This window comes from Arthrobacter sp. B0490, assembly GCF_002929355.1.
Taxonomy (GTDB): domain Bacteria; phylum Actinomycetota; class Actinomycetes; order Actinomycetales; family Micrococcaceae; genus Arthrobacter_D.
Window position 1 is genome coordinate 546043 of the sequence record NZ_PJIR01000001.1, and the last position, 16519, is coordinate 562561.

The 16519-nt window shown below is 69.5% G+C and carries 13 protein-coding genes; 4 read left to right on the forward strand and 9 right to left on the reverse strand.

The window, feature by feature from the left end; genetic code table 11:
* Nucleotides 1–43: 43 nt before the first annotated feature.
* Both CXQ97_RS02450 and CXQ97_RS02455 read left to right on the forward strand, forming a co-directional pair.
* Nucleotides 44–1378: an ABC transporter substrate-binding protein gene (locus CXQ97_RS02450; protein WP_104179229.1), complete on the forward strand. Its 1335-nt coding sequence runs from the start codon at nucleotides 44–46 to the stop codon at nucleotides 1376–1378.
* A gap of 207 nt (nucleotides 1379–1585) precedes the next feature.
* Complete coding sequence (locus CXQ97_RS02455) at nucleotides 1586–3496, forward strand: alpha-amylase family protein (RefSeq protein ID WP_104179230.1); 1911 nt, start codon at nucleotides 1586–1588, stop codon at nucleotides 3494–3496.
* Between the two features lie 44 nt (nucleotides 3497–3540).
* On the opposite strand, the gene CXQ97_RS02460 is transcribed toward CXQ97_RS02455, so the two are convergent.
* The gene (locus CXQ97_RS02460) at nucleotides 3541–4359 is read right to left on the reverse strand and encodes a shikimate 5-dehydrogenase (RefSeq protein WP_258062149.1); all 819 of its coding nucleotides are present in this window, start codon (nucleotides 4357–4359) and stop codon (nucleotides 3541–3543) included.
* Nucleotides 4360–4504: 145 nt separating this feature from the next.
* Between CXQ97_RS02460 and CXQ97_RS02465 the strand changes: the two genes are divergently transcribed.
* Nucleotides 4505–5644 carry a glutamate--cysteine ligase gene (locus tag CXQ97_RS02465; RefSeq protein WP_104179231.1) on the forward strand — a complete coding sequence of 380 codons (1140 nt, stop codon included), beginning with the start codon at nucleotides 4505–4507 and terminating at the stop codon, nucleotides 5642–5644.
* A gap of 93 nt (nucleotides 5645–5737) precedes the next feature.
* Here the strand turns inward: CXQ97_RS02465 and CXQ97_RS02470 are convergent, their stop codons facing one another.
* The 6 genes from CXQ97_RS02470 to CXQ97_RS02495 form a co-directional block, all read right to left on the reverse strand.
* Complete coding sequence (locus tag CXQ97_RS02470; protein WP_104179232.1) at nucleotides 5738–5980, reverse strand: hypothetical protein; 243 nt, start codon at nucleotides 5978–5980, stop codon at nucleotides 5738–5740.
* Nucleotides 5981–6110: 130 nt separating this feature from the next.
* Nucleotides 6111–8087, reverse strand: coding sequence for a beta-galactosidase (locus CXQ97_RS02475; protein WP_104179233.1), 1977 nt, complete (start codon nucleotides 8085–8087; stop codon nucleotides 6111–6113).
* A gap of 23 nt (nucleotides 8088–8110) precedes the next feature.
* Nucleotides 8111–8752: a hypothetical protein gene (locus tag CXQ97_RS02480; RefSeq protein WP_104179234.1), complete on the reverse strand. Its 642-nt coding sequence runs from the start codon at nucleotides 8750–8752 to the stop codon at nucleotides 8111–8113.
* On the reverse strand, nucleotides 8749–9669 hold the full coding sequence (locus CXQ97_RS02485) for a carbohydrate ABC transporter permease (RefSeq protein ID WP_258062151.1): 921 nt from the start codon (nucleotides 9667–9669) through the stop codon (nucleotides 8749–8751). The genes CXQ97_RS02480 and CXQ97_RS02485 overlap by 4 nt, the downstream gene beginning before the upstream one ends.
* Nucleotides 9666–10520 (reverse strand): carbohydrate ABC transporter permease, encoded by an 855-nt coding sequence (locus CXQ97_RS02490; RefSeq protein WP_258062185.1) that lies wholly within the window; start codon nucleotides 10518–10520, stop codon nucleotides 9666–9668. The genes CXQ97_RS02485 and CXQ97_RS02490 overlap by 4 nt, the downstream gene beginning before the upstream one ends.
* A 152-nt stretch (nucleotides 10521–10672) precedes the next feature.
* Nucleotides 10673–11965, reverse strand: coding sequence for an ABC transporter substrate-binding protein (locus CXQ97_RS02495; protein WP_104179236.1), 1293 nt, complete (start codon nucleotides 11963–11965; stop codon nucleotides 10673–10675).
* A 159-nt stretch (nucleotides 11966–12124) separates the two neighbouring features.
* Here CXQ97_RS02495 and CXQ97_RS02500 point away from each other — a divergent pair, with 159 nt between their 5' ends.
* Entirely contained in the window at nucleotides 12125–13108 is a 984-nt protein-coding gene (locus tag CXQ97_RS02500) for an acetylxylan esterase (protein ID WP_104179237.1), read from the forward strand.
* 73 nt (nucleotides 13109–13181) lie between these two features.
* On the opposite strand, the gene CXQ97_RS02505 is transcribed toward CXQ97_RS02500, so the two are convergent.
* Both CXQ97_RS02505 and CXQ97_RS02510 read right to left on the reverse strand, forming a co-directional pair.
* Nucleotides 13182–13652: a BLUF domain-containing protein gene (locus tag CXQ97_RS02505; protein ID WP_181034949.1), complete on the reverse strand. Its 471-nt coding sequence runs from the start codon at nucleotides 13650–13652 to the stop codon at nucleotides 13182–13184.
* A gap of 163 nt (nucleotides 13653–13815) precedes the next feature.
* Nucleotides 13816–16392, reverse strand: coding sequence for a rhamnogalacturonan lyase (locus CXQ97_RS02510; protein WP_104179376.1), 2577 nt, complete (start codon nucleotides 16390–16392; stop codon nucleotides 13816–13818).
* Nucleotides 16393–16519: the final 127 nt, after the last annotated feature.

Sequence of the window (16519 nt, forward strand, 5' to 3'; positions counted from 1 at the left end):
GGGCGACCGCCCCTGTACCGCACTACCACCGATAGGAAAGACAATGCGCGCGCATTACGGAAAAGTCACCGCGGCCTTTGCCATGATCTCTGCGCTGGCTCTCTCCGGCTGTTCAGCCGGCGGAGACAGCACCGAGGCAGGAGCGGAAGCGGCTCCCTGCGAGGCCTCCGAGGGCCCCGTCACCCTGAACTTCACCACCTGGGTCCCCGGCATGGACAAGGTCGTCGAGCTGTGGAACGCCGAGAACCCCGAGATCCAGGTCGAGGTGCAGACCGGGCCCAACGGCAACTCCGGTACCTACCAGAACTTCTTCAACCAGATCCAGGCCGGCAACGCACCGGACCTCGGCCAGGTCGAGTACGACGCACTGCCGAACTTCCGTGTGCAGGACGGCCTCGAGAACATCGCCGGCTGCGAGGGCGTCGCCGACGCCCAGGACCAGTTCGTCGACTGGACCTGGGGGCAGGTGACCTTCGGTGAAGAGGGTTCCGTCTACGCGGTCCCGCAGGACAGCGGCCCCATGGCCATGTACTACCGCGCCGACCTCTTCGAGCAGGCCGGCATCGAGGTCCCCACCACGTGGGAGGAGTATGCGGCGGCAGCGGAGCAGATCAAGGCGCAGGGCTCCTTCATCACCAACTTCCCGAAGTCGGACGTCAACTGGTTCGCCGGCATGGTCTGGCAGAACGGTGGCCAGTGGTTCGCGAACGACGGCGAGAGCTGGGACGTCAACCTGACGAGCCCCGAGTCCGAGGAGGTCGCCACCTACTGGCAGGACCTCCTGTCGAAGGACCTCGTCTCCACCCTGCCGTCCTTCTCCGACGAGTGGAACGCCTCGTTCAACGAGGGCCAGCAGTGGACCTGGGTGTCCGCCGTCTGGGGCGCCACGACCCTCTCGACCGGTGCCCCCGACACCGCCGGCAAGTGGGCCGTCGCCCCGATGCCGCAGTGGGAGGACGGCGGGAACGCCGCAGGCAACTGGGGCGGCTCGTCCACCGCGGTGCTGAAGGGCTCGGACCACCCGGCCGAGGCCGCCAAGTTCGCGCTCTGGCTCAATACCGACCCCGAGGCCCTCGCGCTCGCCAACGAGCTCGGCGGCATCTACCCGGCCGCGAAGTCCGCGACCGAGCTCGAAGCCTTCGCCGGCGGCGTCGACTACTACGGCGGACAGAAGATCTACGACGTCTTCGCCGATGCATCAGCGAACGTGAACCCCGACTTCACCTGGGGCCCCACCATGACGCAGACCTACACGGACGTCTCCGACGGATTCGGTGCTGCCATCGGCGGCTCCGGCACCCTGATGGACGCCCTCGAGAACGGGCAGCAGAAGACCATCGACTCCCTGAAGTCGCAGTCCATCCCGGTCTCCGAGTAACCCCCGGCGGCTCCGCCGCAGGCCTCCTGGAGCGCCGCGTCCCGCACGGGGCGCGGCGCTCCGTGCGTCCCGGCCGCCGTCGTTCACGGTTCTCAGCGCCAGGGTGGCGGTTGTCCGGCGCGTCGGGCCCCGACACGCGGTTCCGCACCTCTAACCCGGAACGACGACGGGCGTCGCGGCCGGAGGGGGCTGCAATAGGCTTGCCGGATGAGTTCTCCTCCCACCCCGCCCGTGGACCGTGTCCGGGCGGAACTCCGGTCCGCGCGCCGGGAGAGCACCCCCGACGCCGACTGGGCGTCGTTCGAGGCGCGCTTCGACGCCGAGTTCCCCCGGCTGCAGTCGCTCTTCTCCAGCATCTACGGGCCGGGGTCCGACGGCGAGCTGCTGCAGGTGGTCCTCGACGCCGCGGCCTCGTGGCAGGACCGGCCCGCGGACCTGAAGGCCGTCGACGCCTCCCGTGCCATGGCTCCCGAGTGGTTCTCCTCCCACCGGATGCTCGGGGGTGTCTGCTACGTGGACCTCTACGCGGGCAGCCTCGTGGGCCTGCGGGACCGGATCCCCTACTTCAGGGACCTCGGGCTGACCTACCTGCACCTGATGCCGCTGTTCCGGGCGCCCGAGGAGAACTCCGACGGCGGGTACGCGGTCTCCAGCTACCGCGAGGTGGACCCGTCGCTCGGCACCATGGACGAGCTCGCGGACCTGACCCGCGAGCTGCGCGAGAGTGGGATAGCACTGGTGGTCGACTTCATCTTCAACCACACCTCGGACGAGCACGAGTGGGCCCGCAAGGCCAGGGCGGGCGACCCCGACTACCAGGACTTCTACTGGATCTACCCTGACCGCGAGATGCCCGACGCCTACGAGCGGACCGTGCGGGAGATCTTCCCCGACGACCACCCCGGCTCGTTCGTGCAGCTCGACGACGGACGGTGGGTCTGGACCACGTTCCACTCGTTCCAGTGGGACCTCGACTACAGCAACCCACGCGTGTTCCGGGCCATGGCCGGCGAGATGCTGTACCTGGCGAACCAGGGCGTGGACATCGTCCGCATGGACGCCGTCGCGTTCATCTGGAAGCAGCTCGGCACGTCCTGCGAGAACCTGCCCGAGGCCCACCTCCTGCTGCAGGCGTTCAATGCCGTGTGCCGGCTCGCGGCACCCTCGCTGCTCTTCAAGTCGGAGGCGATCGTGCACCCGGATGAGGTGGTGCAGTACATCGACCGCGGTGAGTGCCAGCTGAGCTACAACCCGCTGCAGATGGCACTCATCTGGAACTCGCTCGCCACCCGCGAGGTGTCCCTCCTCGCCCAGGCCCTCGAGCGGCGGCACGACCTCCCCGAGGGCACCGCCTGGGTCAACTACGTGCGCAGCCACGACGACATCGGCTGGACGTTCTCCGACGAGGACGCCGCGGAGCTCGGCATCGACGGGTTCGACCACCGCCGGTTCCTCAACGCGTTCTTCGTCGACAGGTTCCCCGGCAGCTTCGCGCGCGGGGTCCCCTTCCAGGACAACCCGCGCACCGGCGACTGCAGGATCTCCGGGACGACGGCGTCACTCGCCGGACTGGAGGCGGACGACGACGCCGGGGTGGCGCGGATCCTCCTAGCGCACTCGGTCATCCTCAGCACGGGCGGCATCCCGCTGCTCTACCTCGGCGACGAGGTGGGCCAGCTCAATGACTACTCCTACCTTGCCGACCCCGCGAAGGCGGGCGACAGCCGCTGGGTGGGTCGCCCCGCCTACCCCGCCGACGCCTACGCGCACCGAGACGACCCCGGGACGGACGCCGGGGCGGTCTTCACGGGCCTTCGCCGTCTCATCGAGGTCCGCCGGCAGACCCCGGAATTCGCCGGTGGCCGGCTCGCGCCCTTCCACACCCACAACCCGCACGTCCTCGGCTACCAGCGACCCGGCCGGCTCGGCGACCAGCCCGACAGTCGGGCATCGACCGTCGTCGTGCTCGCGAACTTCGCCGACACCCAGCAGGACGTCGACGCCGCGACGCTGTCCGGACTGCCCGAGACCGCCCTCGACCTCATCGGCGGCGGGCGCGCCCACCTCCGTGCGGGCGTGACGATCGAACCGCACGGCGTGCGCTGGTACCGGCTGTAGCCGGTCCAGCCCGTCGCCGGCCGGCCGCCCGGTACGGCCGCGGGTCAGGCCTCCCGGCGGGAGAACTCCCCCGCCGCGCGGACCTGCCCCGGTGTGGGCCGCACGCCGGTGTAGAGGACGAACTGCTCCTCGGCCTGGAGGGCGACCACCTCGGCGCCCGTGATGACCGGTGTGCCTGCCTGCCGGGCAGCGAGGATCAGCGGCGTCTCCGAGGGCGACGCGACGACGTCGAACACCACCAGCGCCGCGTCGATCGCGACCTGCGGGAAGGCGACCGCATCGGCGTCCGCGCCGGCCATGCCGAGGGGTGTGACATTGAGGATCAGGTCCGCCGTCGACTCCCCCACCTCCTGCTGCCATGCGAAGCCGTACAGTTCCGCGAGCGCGCGTCCCGTGCGCTCGTTGCGGGCGACGACCGTCACCCGGGTGAAGCCGGAATCGCGCAGGGCGGCCACCACGGCCTTCGCCATGCCGCCGGACCCCTGCACGAGCACCGAGTGCGTCGGAGGTACCGCGTGCTCGCGGAGCAGCCGCTCCACCGCGAGGTAGTCGGTGTTGTAGGCCGTGAGGACGCCGTCGTCGTTCACGATGGTGTTGACGGAGTCGATGGCCTTCGCGGACGGGTCGAGGTGGTCCACGAGGGCGATCACGTCCTCCTTGAACGGCATCGAGACGGCGCAGCCACGGATGCCGAGCCCGCGCAGCCCGGCGATGGCCGAGGGCAGGTCCTTCGTGGTGAAGGCCTTGTAGACGTAGTTGAGTCCCAGCTCGTCGTACAGGTAGTTGTGGAAGCGCGTACCGATGTTGCTGGGCCGCGCGGCCAGGGAGATGCAGAGGGTCATGTCTTTGTTCAGGATGGGCACTCCCCCATCATCCCAGCAGCACGCCCGATCGCCCCGCCGCCCGTGCCATGTCCGCGTGGCAGGTACTAATATTGGGACGAGTCTCTTCCGCGACGGCGCGTTGCCGAGGCACCACCATCCCCCGCATCGCTCCAGGAGCCAGCCCTTGAAGATCGACTTTGCGCAATCGGCCCAGTCCACCCTCGGTGTCGAGTGGGAGCTTGCGCTCGTGGACCGCTACAACGGCGAACTCGTCTCCGTGGCCGACCAGGTCCTGCGCGGTGTCAGTGCGAACCACCCTGAACTGCAGGACGACGACGAGCACCCGCACATCAAGCAGGAACTCCTGCTCAACACCGTGGAGCTCGTCACGGGTATCTGCACCACCGTCGACGAGGCGAAGGCCGATCTGTCCCGTTCCCTCGCCGCCGTCCGGGAGGTCACCGACCCCATGGGCGTGGAGCTCTTCTGCGCCGGGTCGCACCCCTTCAGCGCGCCCCGCGCCCAGCAGGTCACGGACCGCGACCGCTACGCGAAGCTGATCGACCGCACGCAGTGGTGGGGCCGGCAGATGGTCATCTACGGGGTGCACGTCCACGTGGGGCTCGACCACCGGGACAAGGCCCTGCCCGTGGTGGACGGCCTGGTCAACTACTTCCCGCACTTCCAGGCGCTCTCCGCCTCGTCACCGTTCTGGGGCGGCGAGGACACCGGGTACGCCTCGCAGCGGGCCCTCATGTTCCAGCAGCTGCCCACCGCCGGCCTGCCGTTCCACTTCGACGACTGGGCCGGCTACGAGTCCTACGTCCGGGACATGTCCACCACCGGGGTGATCGACTCCGTGAGCGAGATCCGCTGGGACATCCGCCCGGTGGGCAACCTCGGCACGGTGGAGATGCGCGTGTGCGACGGGCTCTCGACCCTGCAGGACGTCGGCGCCGTGGCCGCCCTGACGCAGTGCCTCGTCCACGAGTTCTCGAACACGCTCGACGCCGGCGGCAGCATCCCCCTCATGCCGCCGTGGCATATCCAGGAGAACAAGTGGCGGGCCGCCCGGTACGGTCTCGACGCCATCATCATCCTCGACGCCGAGGGCCGCGAGCAGCTCGTCACGGAGCACCTCGTCGAGGTCCTCGACCGGCTCGAGCCGATCGCCGCGAAGCTCGGCTGCAGCAGCGAGCTCGCCGATGTGGAGGGCATCCTGCAGCGCGGCGCCGGGTACCAGCGCCAGCGGCGGATCGCGGAGGAGAACGACGGCGACCTCCGCGCCGTCGTGCTCGACATGGTGCAGCAGCTGCGCGGATAGCCGGACGGGGGCTCGGCCGGCCCGGCCCGGTGTGAGCAGCCCGGATCAGCCGGCCCGACCCGGTCGGCCCGGTGCACGCCGATCTTCCTCAGCTCAGTGCGAACCGCCCGTGAAGCGGTCGTCCCTCGTCGGGTTGTCCGCGGAGCCCTCGAGGCCGACGTTCCCGGCGAGGGTCTCGGGTGACGGGTCGGCGTCGGGCACGGCCCGGCCGGCGATGAGGTCCTCCTCGTCGGCGGCGGTCAGCGGTGCGTCCCGGATCTGGCCCACGTCGGTCGGGTCGATCCCCTCGGTGTCGCCGAGGTCCTTCAGGTGATGTTCTTCGGTCGGCTGGTCCATGCACCCGAGCGTAGGCCCGGGGCCTCGGGCGCCGCAGCCCTACCCGGAACCGGGAGGACCGTCTTGCGCCCGCGTCCGGGGCGGTATAGCCGGACGCCTGCCGATCGCCCGGGCCCGGCACCTCCCGGGCTCAGTCCCCCGTGAGGACCAGGGCGTAGCCGAACTGCTGCAGGGTGACCCCCTGGACGACTGCCCCGCCGAGAACGTCCCTGCCCTGCACCTCGACGTGCACGGACTCGCTCCCGTGATTGATGACGGTGAGCAGCCGTCCCCGGCGGATCGCCTCGACCAGGGGCGGGAGCCCCGGCAGTACGGGTTCCACCTGCGCCGCTCCGAACAGGTGCCGGAGCACCTGCCCGGTGCCGTCGTCGTCGGGCACCGTGCCCAGATAGTACGCCGTGCCCGCGCCGGAGGAGTGCGCCGTCAGCGCAGGCCGACCGGCCTGCCTGCCGCCGTCGAACGCGGCCAGCACCTCGGCGCCGACGGCGTGCACCTCCTCGGCCAGGAGGATCCCCGGGAACGCGAACCCCCCGCCGCTCACCCGGGCCTGCTGCTGTCCCGGGCCCGATGATCCCGGAGCCACCAGCGCACCGAAGTCCTCGACCGCGATGCCCAGGAGGTCGCGCAGCTGGGTCCCGAACCCGCCGGCCCGGAACCGGTCGCTCTCGTCGACGACGTCGCTGAACGCCGTGACGAGCAGGTGCCCCCCGGCCTCGACGAACGCGGTCAGGTTCGCTGCGGCCTCGCGCGTCAGCAGGTAGAGGTGGGGCGCGACGACGGCGCGGTAGCGGGACAGGTCGGCGGTGGGCCGCACCAGGTCCACCTGCACGTGGAGGCGGTGTGCGGCGTCGTACCAGCCCCGCACGAGCGACAGGTAGTCGAGGGAGGTGGGATGGTCGGGATTCTCGATCGCCCACCAGTTCTCCCAGTCCAGCAGGATCGCCACGCGGGCCGTGCCGTCGTCGGGCGGCAGGCCGGGGAGATCACCGAGCTCCCGGCCGAGCGCCACCACCTCGCGCCAGGTGCGGATCTGCGTGCCGGCGTGCGGCAGCATCCCCGAGTGGAATTTCTCCGACCCTGCACGCGACTGACGCCACTGGAAGAACAGGATGCCGTCGGCCCCTCGCGCGACGGCCTGCATGCTCTGCGCGGCGAGCTGGCCGGGCGCCTTGGGCGCGTTGGACGGGCGCCAGTTGACCGCGCTGGAGGCCTGCTCCATCAGGAGCCAGGGCGTTCCGGGCTTGAGCGACCGCATGAGGTCGCCGTGGAAGGCCCCTTCCCTGAAACCCTCGGGATCGTCGGGATCCGGGTACAGGTCGTCGCTGATGACGTCGAGTTCCGCCGCCCACTGCGCGTAGTTCACCGGCTTGAAGGCGCCCATGAAGTTCGTGGTGATCGGCTGTGCGGCCCCAGCCGCGCGGATGATGTCGCGTTCCATCCTGTAGCACTCGAGCAGCATGTCCGAGGTGAACCGGCGGTAGTCGAGCAGCTGCCCGGGGTTGTGGCTGTAGGGCGCGTGGCGCGGCGGGAAGACCTCCGCGAAGGACCCGTAGCGCTGGGACCAGAACATGGTGCCCCACGCCTCGTTGAGGGCGTCGACCGTCCCGTACCTCGCCAGCAGCCACCGTCGGAACGCGTCGCGCGCGGCGTCCGAGTAGTCGATGTCCAGATGGCAGCCGTACTCGTTGTTGACGTGCCAGAGGACGACGGCGGGGTGCCGGGCGTAGCGCTCGGCGATCTGCGTGACGAGGGCTCCGGCCAGTTTCCGGTAGGCGGGAGAGGACGGCGCGTAGTGCTGGCGGCTGCCGTGCCAGTAGGACGTGCCGCGCTCGTCGGCCGCGAGCATCTCCGGGTAGGCGACCGTCGCCCAGGGCGGGGGCGACGCCGTCGCGGTGGCGAGGTCGACGGCGATCCCGCCGTCGTGCAGGAGGCCGATGACGCGGTCCAGCCACCCGAAGTCGAACTCGTGCTCGGACGGCTGGATGCGCGCCCAGGAGAAGATGCCCAGGCTGACCATCGTGACGCCGGCCTCGCGCATGCGGGCCACGTCCTCCGGCCAGATTTCCTCGGGCCACTGCTCGGGGTTGTAGTCGGCGCCGTAGTGCAAGGGGTCTCCAGGGGTCGGGACGGTCAGGAGCGGGAACTGCGCTCGCGCACGGACGTCGCGAGGGCGGCGAACACGAGGCAGCCCACCCCGGGGATGACGAGCGGCGGCAGCTGCCAGCCGACCATCGCGGTGAGGACGACGGCGGCCACGAGCCAGGCGACGCCCGCAGGGTCCTGCCGCGCGTCCGTGAGCCACAGGTGTCCCGCGGCCCGCCAGGAACGGGCGGCCTGCCAGCGGGCCGTGATACCCGCGAGGGCCACCAGCAGTCCCAGCAGCAGGACGATCCCGGCGGCCAGGACGAGTTGCCAGCCCGGCAGGGTCCGCGAGCCGGCGACGACGAGATCGACCAGGAGGAGCGCGGCAGCGACGAGCAACGCGACCCCGACGACCCAGCCCGTCCGTAGCGCTGCCGTGAAGTCGGCGGCGAAGTGACGGACGGTCGAGTCCTCGGCACGCAGGAAGCGGTGCAGGTGCGCGGAGCCGGCGGCGAACGATGCGGGAACGGTGACGATCGCGAGGCCCGCGATGCAGCAGAGCACGCCGACCCAGAGGACCTCGCCGAACAGGGCGAACTTCGCCGTCGCGCCCGGCCAGCGCAGGGCGCTGCCATCGCGGAGGGCGGCCTGCCGTCCGCGGCCGGCCGCGTCGCGCCGGCGGGGGCTCATCCCTTGAGGCCCTGCGTCGCGACGCCGTCGACGAGGAAGCGCTGGAAGATGATGAAGAACAGCATCACCGGCAGCAGGGCGAGCACGGAGATCGCGATGGTCGCCCCGTAGTCCGAGGTGCTCGTCTGGTCGTTGAAGATCCGGAGGGCGAGCGGCAGCGGGTACTTGTCCGGCGAGTTCAGGTACAGGAGCGGGCCGAGGAAGTCGTTCCAGCTCCAGATGAACGCGAAGATCGACGACGTGATGAGGGCGGGCTTGATCAGCGGCAGCGTGATCGAGAAGAAGATCCGGCCGTGGCCGCACCCGTCGATGCGCGCTGCCTCGTCCAGTTCACGCGGCAGGTTGCGGATGAACTGCACCATGAGGAAGACGAAGAACGCCTCGGTGGCGAGGAACTTGCCCGCCAGGAGCGGCCAGAAGGTGTCGATCAGGCCGAGGTTCCTGAAGATGATGTACTGCGGGATGATCAGCACGTGGAAGGGCAGGAGCAGCGTTCCGATCATGGCCGCGAAGAGGATCCTGCTCCCCCGGAAGTTGATCCTCGAGAACGCGTAGGCGGCCATGGAGGAGGAGATGACCGTGCCGATCACCGCGCCGATGCCGAGCAGCAGCGAGTTGAGGAAGAACTTCCAGGTGGGGATGCCGGCGATACCCTGCATCACCTTCACGAAGTTGTCGAAGGTGGGATTCTCGGGGAAGAAGCCCTGGTTGCTGCCGAACTCCGAGTTCGGCTTGAGCGACGCCGAGAACATCCACAGGAGCGGGTAGAGCACGATCGCCGTCAGGGCGACGATGCCCACGACCCAGAACGCGGTGGGGATGTGCCGGCGGAGGCTGCGCCGTCGCGGCCGGGGCTGCGGGTCACCGACGGTGTTCCGCGGGACGGGTACGGCGGGGTTCGATTCGATGGTGGTCACTTGGAGTCTCCTGCGTAGTGGACCCAGCTCCTGGAAGTACGGAAGAGGATGAAGGCGAGGACGCCCACGGCGAGCAGCAACACCCAGGCCATCGCCGAGGCGTAGCCCATCTGGTTGTTGGCGAACGCCCTCGTGTAGAGGTACACGGTGTAGAAGTTGGTGGCGCCCCCGGGGCCGCCGGTTCCCGACCCGATGATGTACGCCGAGGCGAAGACCTGGAACGCGTTGATCATCTCGAGCAGCAGGTTGAAGAAGATGACGGGCGAGAGCATCGGCACCGTGACGCTGAGGAACTTGCGCCACGCCTTCGCGCCGTCGACGGACGCGGCCTCGTACAGCTCGGCGGGGACGCCCTTGAGGCCGGCGAGGAAGATCACCATGGGAGCGCCGAACTGCCACACGGCCAGCAGGATCATCATGGGCATGATCAGCGAGGGGTTGCCGATCCAGCCGCCGAGGTTGATGCCGAAGAGATTCAGGGTGCCGTCCACGGGACCGTCGGTGGAGAACATGGCCCGCCACACGATCGCGATGCTGACGCTGGCTCCGATGAGGCTCGGTGCGTAGAAGGCCGAGCGGAAGAAGCCCGTGCCCTTCGCCTTGTAGTTCAGGAGCATGGCCACGGCGAGTGCTGCGGCCAGCTTGATGGGCGTCCCCACGAGGACGTAGATCAGGGTGATCCGCACGGATCCCCAGAACTTCTCGTCCTCGGCCATGCGGCCGAGGTTCTCCAGCCCCGTCCATTCGGGAGCGGTGAACAGGTTGTAGTCCGTGAACGCCAGGTAGAGCGACGCCAGCATGGGCCCCAGCGTGAGGCCGATGAAGCCCAGCAGCCACGGGGAGAGAAAGATGTACCCCGCGAGGGAGTCCCGGTTACGGGAACGCCGGGGCCGTGACGCGCCCGCCCGGCGGCTGCCCGCCGGGTGGGCGCCGGAATCGGCGCTGCGATCTGTTGCCGGCGCGTGCGCCGAGTCCGTGGTCACGGTCAAACTCCTTTGTCTGCTCAGCTGCCGAGGGTGACGGCGGCCTCGTCGAAGAACTGCTGGGCCGCCTCCTCGGGGGTCACGGTACCGAGACCGATGGACTTGCCGAGGTCCCAGAAGGTCTGCTCGATCGCGCCGAAGCCCGCCACCGGTGCTGCCGGGGCCTCGCCCAGGCGGTCGGCGATGGAGTCGAGGTAGTCCTGGACGGCCTTGTCGGGTCCCTCGAGGTTCGCACCTTCGAGCTGGGTCTCGGATGCAGGGATGCCGAGGGTCGCACCGAAGATGCCACCGACCTCGGGGCTGTTGATCAGGAAGTCGACGAACGCCGCTGCCGCCTCGGGGTGCTCGGTCGAGGAGGAGGCTGCCTGCATGAGGCCGACCTTGCGGTACAGGTCCTTCTCGTCCGGGTTGCTCGTCGGAGGAGCGACGATGGTGATCTCCTCGGCGCCGGAGTCCCCCAGGTAGCCGCCGAGGAAGTTGCTCCAGCTCATCTCGCTGGTGGTCAGGTTGCCGCCGAAGCCGGAGACGGGATTGATCTCCTCGAGCTTGCTCTGCGGCACGGTGACCTTGTCGCGGTTCGCCTGGCCTTCCTGCCAGTGCTCCGCGAGCTCCTCCTGCGTGAAGTTCAGTTCGCCCTCGTCGGTGAACAACTGGCGGCCGTCCTGGCGCAGCTTGAGCTCCAGGTCCTGGATCCGCTGCGTCGTGTCCGTGCCTCCGTAGACCGTGCCGCCGGATGCATCGGTGACGGACGCCATGTAGGTGTCGTACTCCTCCCAGCTCGTCCCGCCCGCATAGGGCTCGACGCCGGCCTCGGCCAGCAGGCCCGGGTTCTGGAAGACGGACCATGCGCTGTAGCCGGTGGGGATGGCGAAGGTGCCGTCCTCGAGCTTGCCGGTGGAGAGCAGGCTCTCGTCGATGGCGTCGGTGGTGATGCCGTTGCCGAAGTACTCCTCGAGGTTCAGGAGCAGGCCGTTGTCGCCGTACTGGCGGAGGTAGGTGTAGTCGAACTGCATGACGTCGGGGAGCCCGCCACCGGCAGCCTCGGTCTGCCGCTTCTCCCAGTAGGAGGGGTAGTCCGTGAACGTGTCGTTGATCGTGATGTTCGGATACTTCTCCTCGAACGCCGTGATGGCCTCGTCGTAGCGGGCGGCGCGGTCGTCGTTGCCCCAGAACGTGTAGTTGAGCGTGATCTGTTCTTCGGTGTCGACGGCTGCGGGTTCGCCCCCGCCTCCGCCGCAGCCGGTCAGGGCCAGCCCTGCAGCGGCCAGCGCTGCAACGCCCGTCAGGGTGCGCCGTGAGAGTGTGCGGAACATCTTTGTCCTCCTGGAAACATCTTCGTCAGCCATCGTGGAACGCCTCTGGGAAAGCGTTATCCGACAGCGTAGGTTGAATCGTATCAATGGTCAACAGCGTGCCTGCTGCAGCTTCTCCGCGCTTCATCTTCCCCTGTTCCGCCTGAAAGGACCTCACCCATGACCCACTTCGACCTCCCCCTGGCCCGACTGCGCGAATACCGCCCGGAACGCTACGAGCCCGCCGACTACGACGCCTTCTGGGACCGCACCCTGTCGGCACAGCGGGCACACGCCGCAGCTCCGCTGTTCCGGGAGGTCGACGCGGGTTACTCCCAGCTGATCACTGAGGACGTCACCTTCTCCGGGTACGACGGACAGCCGATCAAGGGCTGGCTGCTCAGGCCGAGGCATCTCGCCGGGCCCCTGCCGACCGTCGTCACCTTCATCGGCTACGGCGGCGGGCGGGGTCTGCCCGGCGAGTGGACGGCCCTGCCGAGTGCGGGCTTCGCCTCCTTCGTCATGGACCTCCGCGGGCAGGGCTCGGGGCACCGTACGGGTGATACCGCTGACGGCGCCCTCGCGGGGCCGCACCACGGCGGCTTCCTGACGCTCGGTGTCGGAAGCCCGGAGACCTACTACTACCGCAGGCTCTTCGTCGATGCCGTGCATGCCGTCGAGGCGGCGCAGGCGCATCCCGCCGTCGACGCCTCGCGGGTGGTCGTCTCGGGCGGGAGCCAGGGCGGGGGCATCACCCTCGCCGCGGCGGCCCTCAGCCGGCGGGTCAACGACACACCGCCGGTCGGCGCCATCGTCGACGTGCCGTTCCTCGCACACATCCGCCACGCGACCGAGGTCGTCGACACCGCGCCGTACTCCGAGATCGTCAGGTACCTCGGCACGCGGCGGAACGACGTCGACGGGGTCTTCAGGACGCTCAGCTACTTCGACGGCGTCAACTTCGCATCGCGCAGCACCATGCCCGCGCTGTTCTCGGTGGGACTGCTCGACGACGTCTGCCCGCCGTCGTGCGTGTTCGCGGCACACAACCACTACGCGGGCCCGAAACGCATGAAGGTGTACCCCTACAACGGTCACGAGCAGGGCGGGGCGTTCCAGGACGTCGAGCACCTGGCCTTCATCCGGGAGCTTGTCGGGACCTGAGCCCGGCGGGGGCATCGGATCCCCGGGATCCGGTGCGCCGTCCTCGCCGTCGGGATCCTGCGACCGGGAGGGATCACGGCGAACGGAGAGCCCGGTCCTGGAACCAGCCGATCAGCTCGCGTAGCGCGGTCAGGGAACGCTGTGGATCACCGTCGCGTCGGCCGTCGCGCCCGTCGCTCTCGATGTCCGCGAAGGTGGTGCGGTATCCCGGGATGTCCTCGGTGCGCGTGCCGGGGGCGGGCTCGAAGGCCATCGTCCACTCGGGGAACTGCCGTGCATCGATGGTCTCCTGGAGGAGGATCCGGACGTCCAGATGGCGGGGATCGGCGGCGATGACGGACATGCGCTCACGCAGCGTGTCACCGGGGCCCTCGAGGACCTGGAGGAAGCGCCCACTGCGGTGCAGCAGCATCCCCGTGAGTCCGGTGCGGGCGTTGTTGGCCCTGCTGATGGCCAGCAGGGCGGCCAGCTCCTCGTCCGTGAACGGGTGGGCTGCGCTGCTCGAGTAGACGATCGACAGCAGGTCGTTGGGGAGGTTGCTCACGTCTCCAATCTAGCGAACACGCCGGCGAACCGATCGATCCTTTCCGGCAGGGCCCTACGGCCCCGCACGGTCCGGCAGGGTCCGGCACGGTCCGGCAGGGCCCGGCAGGGCCCGGCAGGACCGCGTGCCCGTCCGCACGCGGCCCTGCCGGACGATTCGCGGGCTACCGCAGCGTCGCGAGGATCCCTGTCGCCTGGTGGGCGAGGGCGGCCCGGGCGCCTTCCGTCAGTGAGCCGGGCTTCTTCTGCCCGAGCCGTTCGAGGAACTTGCCCATGGCCCTGGCCGCGTTGCCGGCCTGGTCCCGTTCGATGGCACGCTGTGCCTGGTCGAGGGAGGCCCGCAGCTGCTGGACCGCCGGTCCTGACACCTCGCCGGCGACGACCAGTTCCTCGAACTGCCGCTGGAGGGCCGGCAGCGCACCCGGCAGGAAGGCGTCGGGTACCGGCACGTCCGTGACGTCGGTGTCGGATGCCAGGTAGAAGCCCGTGTAGGCCGGCTGGTTGTAGGCCGTGTTCTGGCGGGCGGTCTCCGCGCGGTACTGCGGATCGTGCATCAGCGTGTAGAGCTTCCGATCGGTCACCTCGGTGCTCGTGAAGATCCGGATGGCCGTGCTGTCCGCGGTGCGGACCAGCAGTTCCTCGCGCCAGTCGCCGAGGACGTCGGCGACGAGCGACGGGTTGCCCTTGGTGCCGTTGTTCGTCCGGGTGCCGGTCGCCGTCAGCAGTCGTCCGCGCTTCGCGTCGTCGATGGTCGGGGTCTGGTTGCCGGAGCCGTTCACGAGCTGGGTGGTGCCGTCCGCCGCCCACCGGATGCTCATGTTGGTCCCGAACCCGCTGCCCGGCAGCAGGGTGCCGGACGCCGAGCGCAGGCCCACAGCCCAGTTCTCGATACCCCGGACGCCCGGATCGACGTCGCCGATCATGCCGCGGCCGGTGTCCTTGCCCGTGTAGCCGCCGAACAGCACCTCCCCGTAGGCGGCGTCCCTCATGGCCCACCCGTACGGTGCCCCCGTGGCGCCCTCGTGGACGGAGAAGATCTCCTGGCCGGGACGGTCCGGGTCGATGTCCGTCACGTGGATGGCGTCACCGTGGCCGAGCTTCGCCTCCGTTCCCGGCGCGGAGCTACCGGCGGGGAGCGTGTCGAAGGAGCTGTAGAGGAGGGAGCCGTCGTCGTCGATCGTCGCGCTGCCGTAGACGATCTCCTGGCGGCCGTCGCCGTCCACGTCCGCGGCACTCAGCGAGTGGAAGCCCTGCCCGGACAGCGTGCCGAACTCCTCGCTGCTGCCGGTACCACCGTGGGGGCCGTCGTCGAAGGGGTTCGACATCGGCACATGGCCCGAATCGACCGCCCAGTCCTGCGTCAGCCGTTCGCCGTCCCAGCTGTACGCGACGATGTTGGCGCGCGTGTAGTAGCCGCGGGCGAACACCGCCGAGGGGTTCTCGCCGTCGAGGTAGGCGACGCCGGCCAGGAACCTGTCCACCCGGTTGCCCGGCTCGATGCGCGCCATCGCGTAGTCGCCCCAGAGCAGCCCGTCGTCACCGCGGCCCGGTTCGTACGGGACCGTCTCGAGCTCGGCTCCCGTGGCCCCCTCGAACACCGTCAGGTACTCGGGCCCGTCCAGGATGAAGCCCTCGAAGGCGCGGAGGTTGTTGCGTGCGCTGCGTGACGGCGCGTAGACGTCCACGAAGTAGTCGGTCAGGGCGCGGGCGTCGGCGTCGGAGAGCGGGTACTCGTAGCGCTGCTCGATCCCGAAGGCCTCCTCGAGGGTCGCCGGCCAGTTGCCGGCCGCGACCTCGGGGTGGTCCTGCCAGCCCGTGAACATCCCGACGACGTGCTCGTAGTAGCCGGCCGCGCCGAGGCGGTAGTCGTCACCGTTGCCGACACCGGCGGCGACGTCGGCCTCAGGCAGTGTCACGTAGCTCTCGTCGAGGACCTCGCCGCTCGGGCCGTAGGTGGTGGTCTTCGTGCCCGGTGCGGTCTTGAGCATCATCTCCGACCGGCCGTCGCCGTCGAAGTCGGACACCATGAACTGGGTGTAATGGGCGCCGGAGCGGATGTTGACGCCGAGGTCGACCCTGCTCAGCAGACGGCCGCCGGCCGTGTAGGTGTCGATGTAGGTGGCGCCCGTGTAGCCGACCTGCGAGACGTCCTTCGAGTTCGACGGTTCCCACTTGACGAAGTACTCGTACGATCCGTCGCCGTCCACGTCGCCGACACTCATGTCGCTCGCCGCGTAGGTGTACGCCTCGCCCGTCGGGGTCACACCGTCGGCGGGCTTCGCGAGCGGCAGGTCCGTGGACGCCTGCGCCCACGGTGCGACCTCGCCGCTCCGCTCCACCTCCACCCCGTCGACGACGGCACCCACGCTGTACCGCGCACCCGCAGCGGCGGCACCTGTGAGGGCCGGGTCGAGGAAGTTGGTGCTGTCGGTGACGGTGGCGATGGCCTCGCCGTCGCGGTAGACGGTGAAGTCCGTCCCCGTGAGCCCGTCGGCCGTTGCCCCCGTCACCTCCGTGGCCTTCAGCCGCCAGCTGAGGAAGACGCCCTGCGGGGTCACCGCACCCACGAGCCCGCGGTCGAGGTACTCGAGCTGCACTCCCCCGATGGACGCCCCGTTCCCCCGACCCTGGCCCTCCTCCTGGACCGCGACGGCGGGGACCGCCAGACCGCCGAAGGTGAGAAGAGTGCCGGTGGCGAGCGCCACACATGCCGAGACCGCTGTTCTCTGGACCGAACTCATCATTGAATCCTCTGTTTGGAAAACGCTTTCCTTAACAACCTAGGATTCCGTGCGCCGTCCGTCAAGGGGAAACGGAGAAGGGAGCAGCCGGAGCTGCTCCCTTCGCGTGCCGGTGTCCGTCGTCGGG

What these genes read in the sequence shown, in the direction of transcription:
- CXQ97_RS02450 (WP_104179229.1), top strand. Translation starts at nt 44, where the DNA reads ATGCGCGCGCATTACGGAAAAGTCACCGCGGCCTTTGCCATGATCTCT.
- CXQ97_RS02455 (WP_104179230.1), top strand. Translation starts at nt 1,586, where the DNA reads ATGAGTTCTCCTCCCACCCCGCCCGTGGACCGTGTCCGGGCGGAACTC.
- CXQ97_RS02470 (WP_104179232.1), bottom strand. Translation starts at nt 5,980, where the DNA reads ATGGACCAGCCGACCGAAGAACATCACCTGAAGGACCTCGGCGACACC.
- CXQ97_RS02480 (WP_104179234.1), bottom strand. Translation starts at nt 8,752, where the DNA reads ATGAGCCCCCGCCGGCGCGACGCGGCCGGCCGCGGACGGCAGGCCGCC.
- CXQ97_RS02495 (WP_104179236.1), bottom strand. Translation starts at nt 11,965, where the DNA reads ATGTTCCGCACACTCTCACGGCGCACCCTGACGGGCGTTGCAGCGCTG.
- CXQ97_RS02500 (WP_104179237.1), top strand. Translation starts at nt 12,125, where the DNA reads ATGACCCACTTCGACCTCCCCCTGGCCCGACTGCGCGAATACCGCCCG.
- CXQ97_RS02510 (WP_104179376.1), bottom strand. Translation starts at nt 16,392, where the DNA reads ATGAGTTCGGTCCAGAGAACAGCGGTCTCGGCATGTGTGGCGCTCGCC.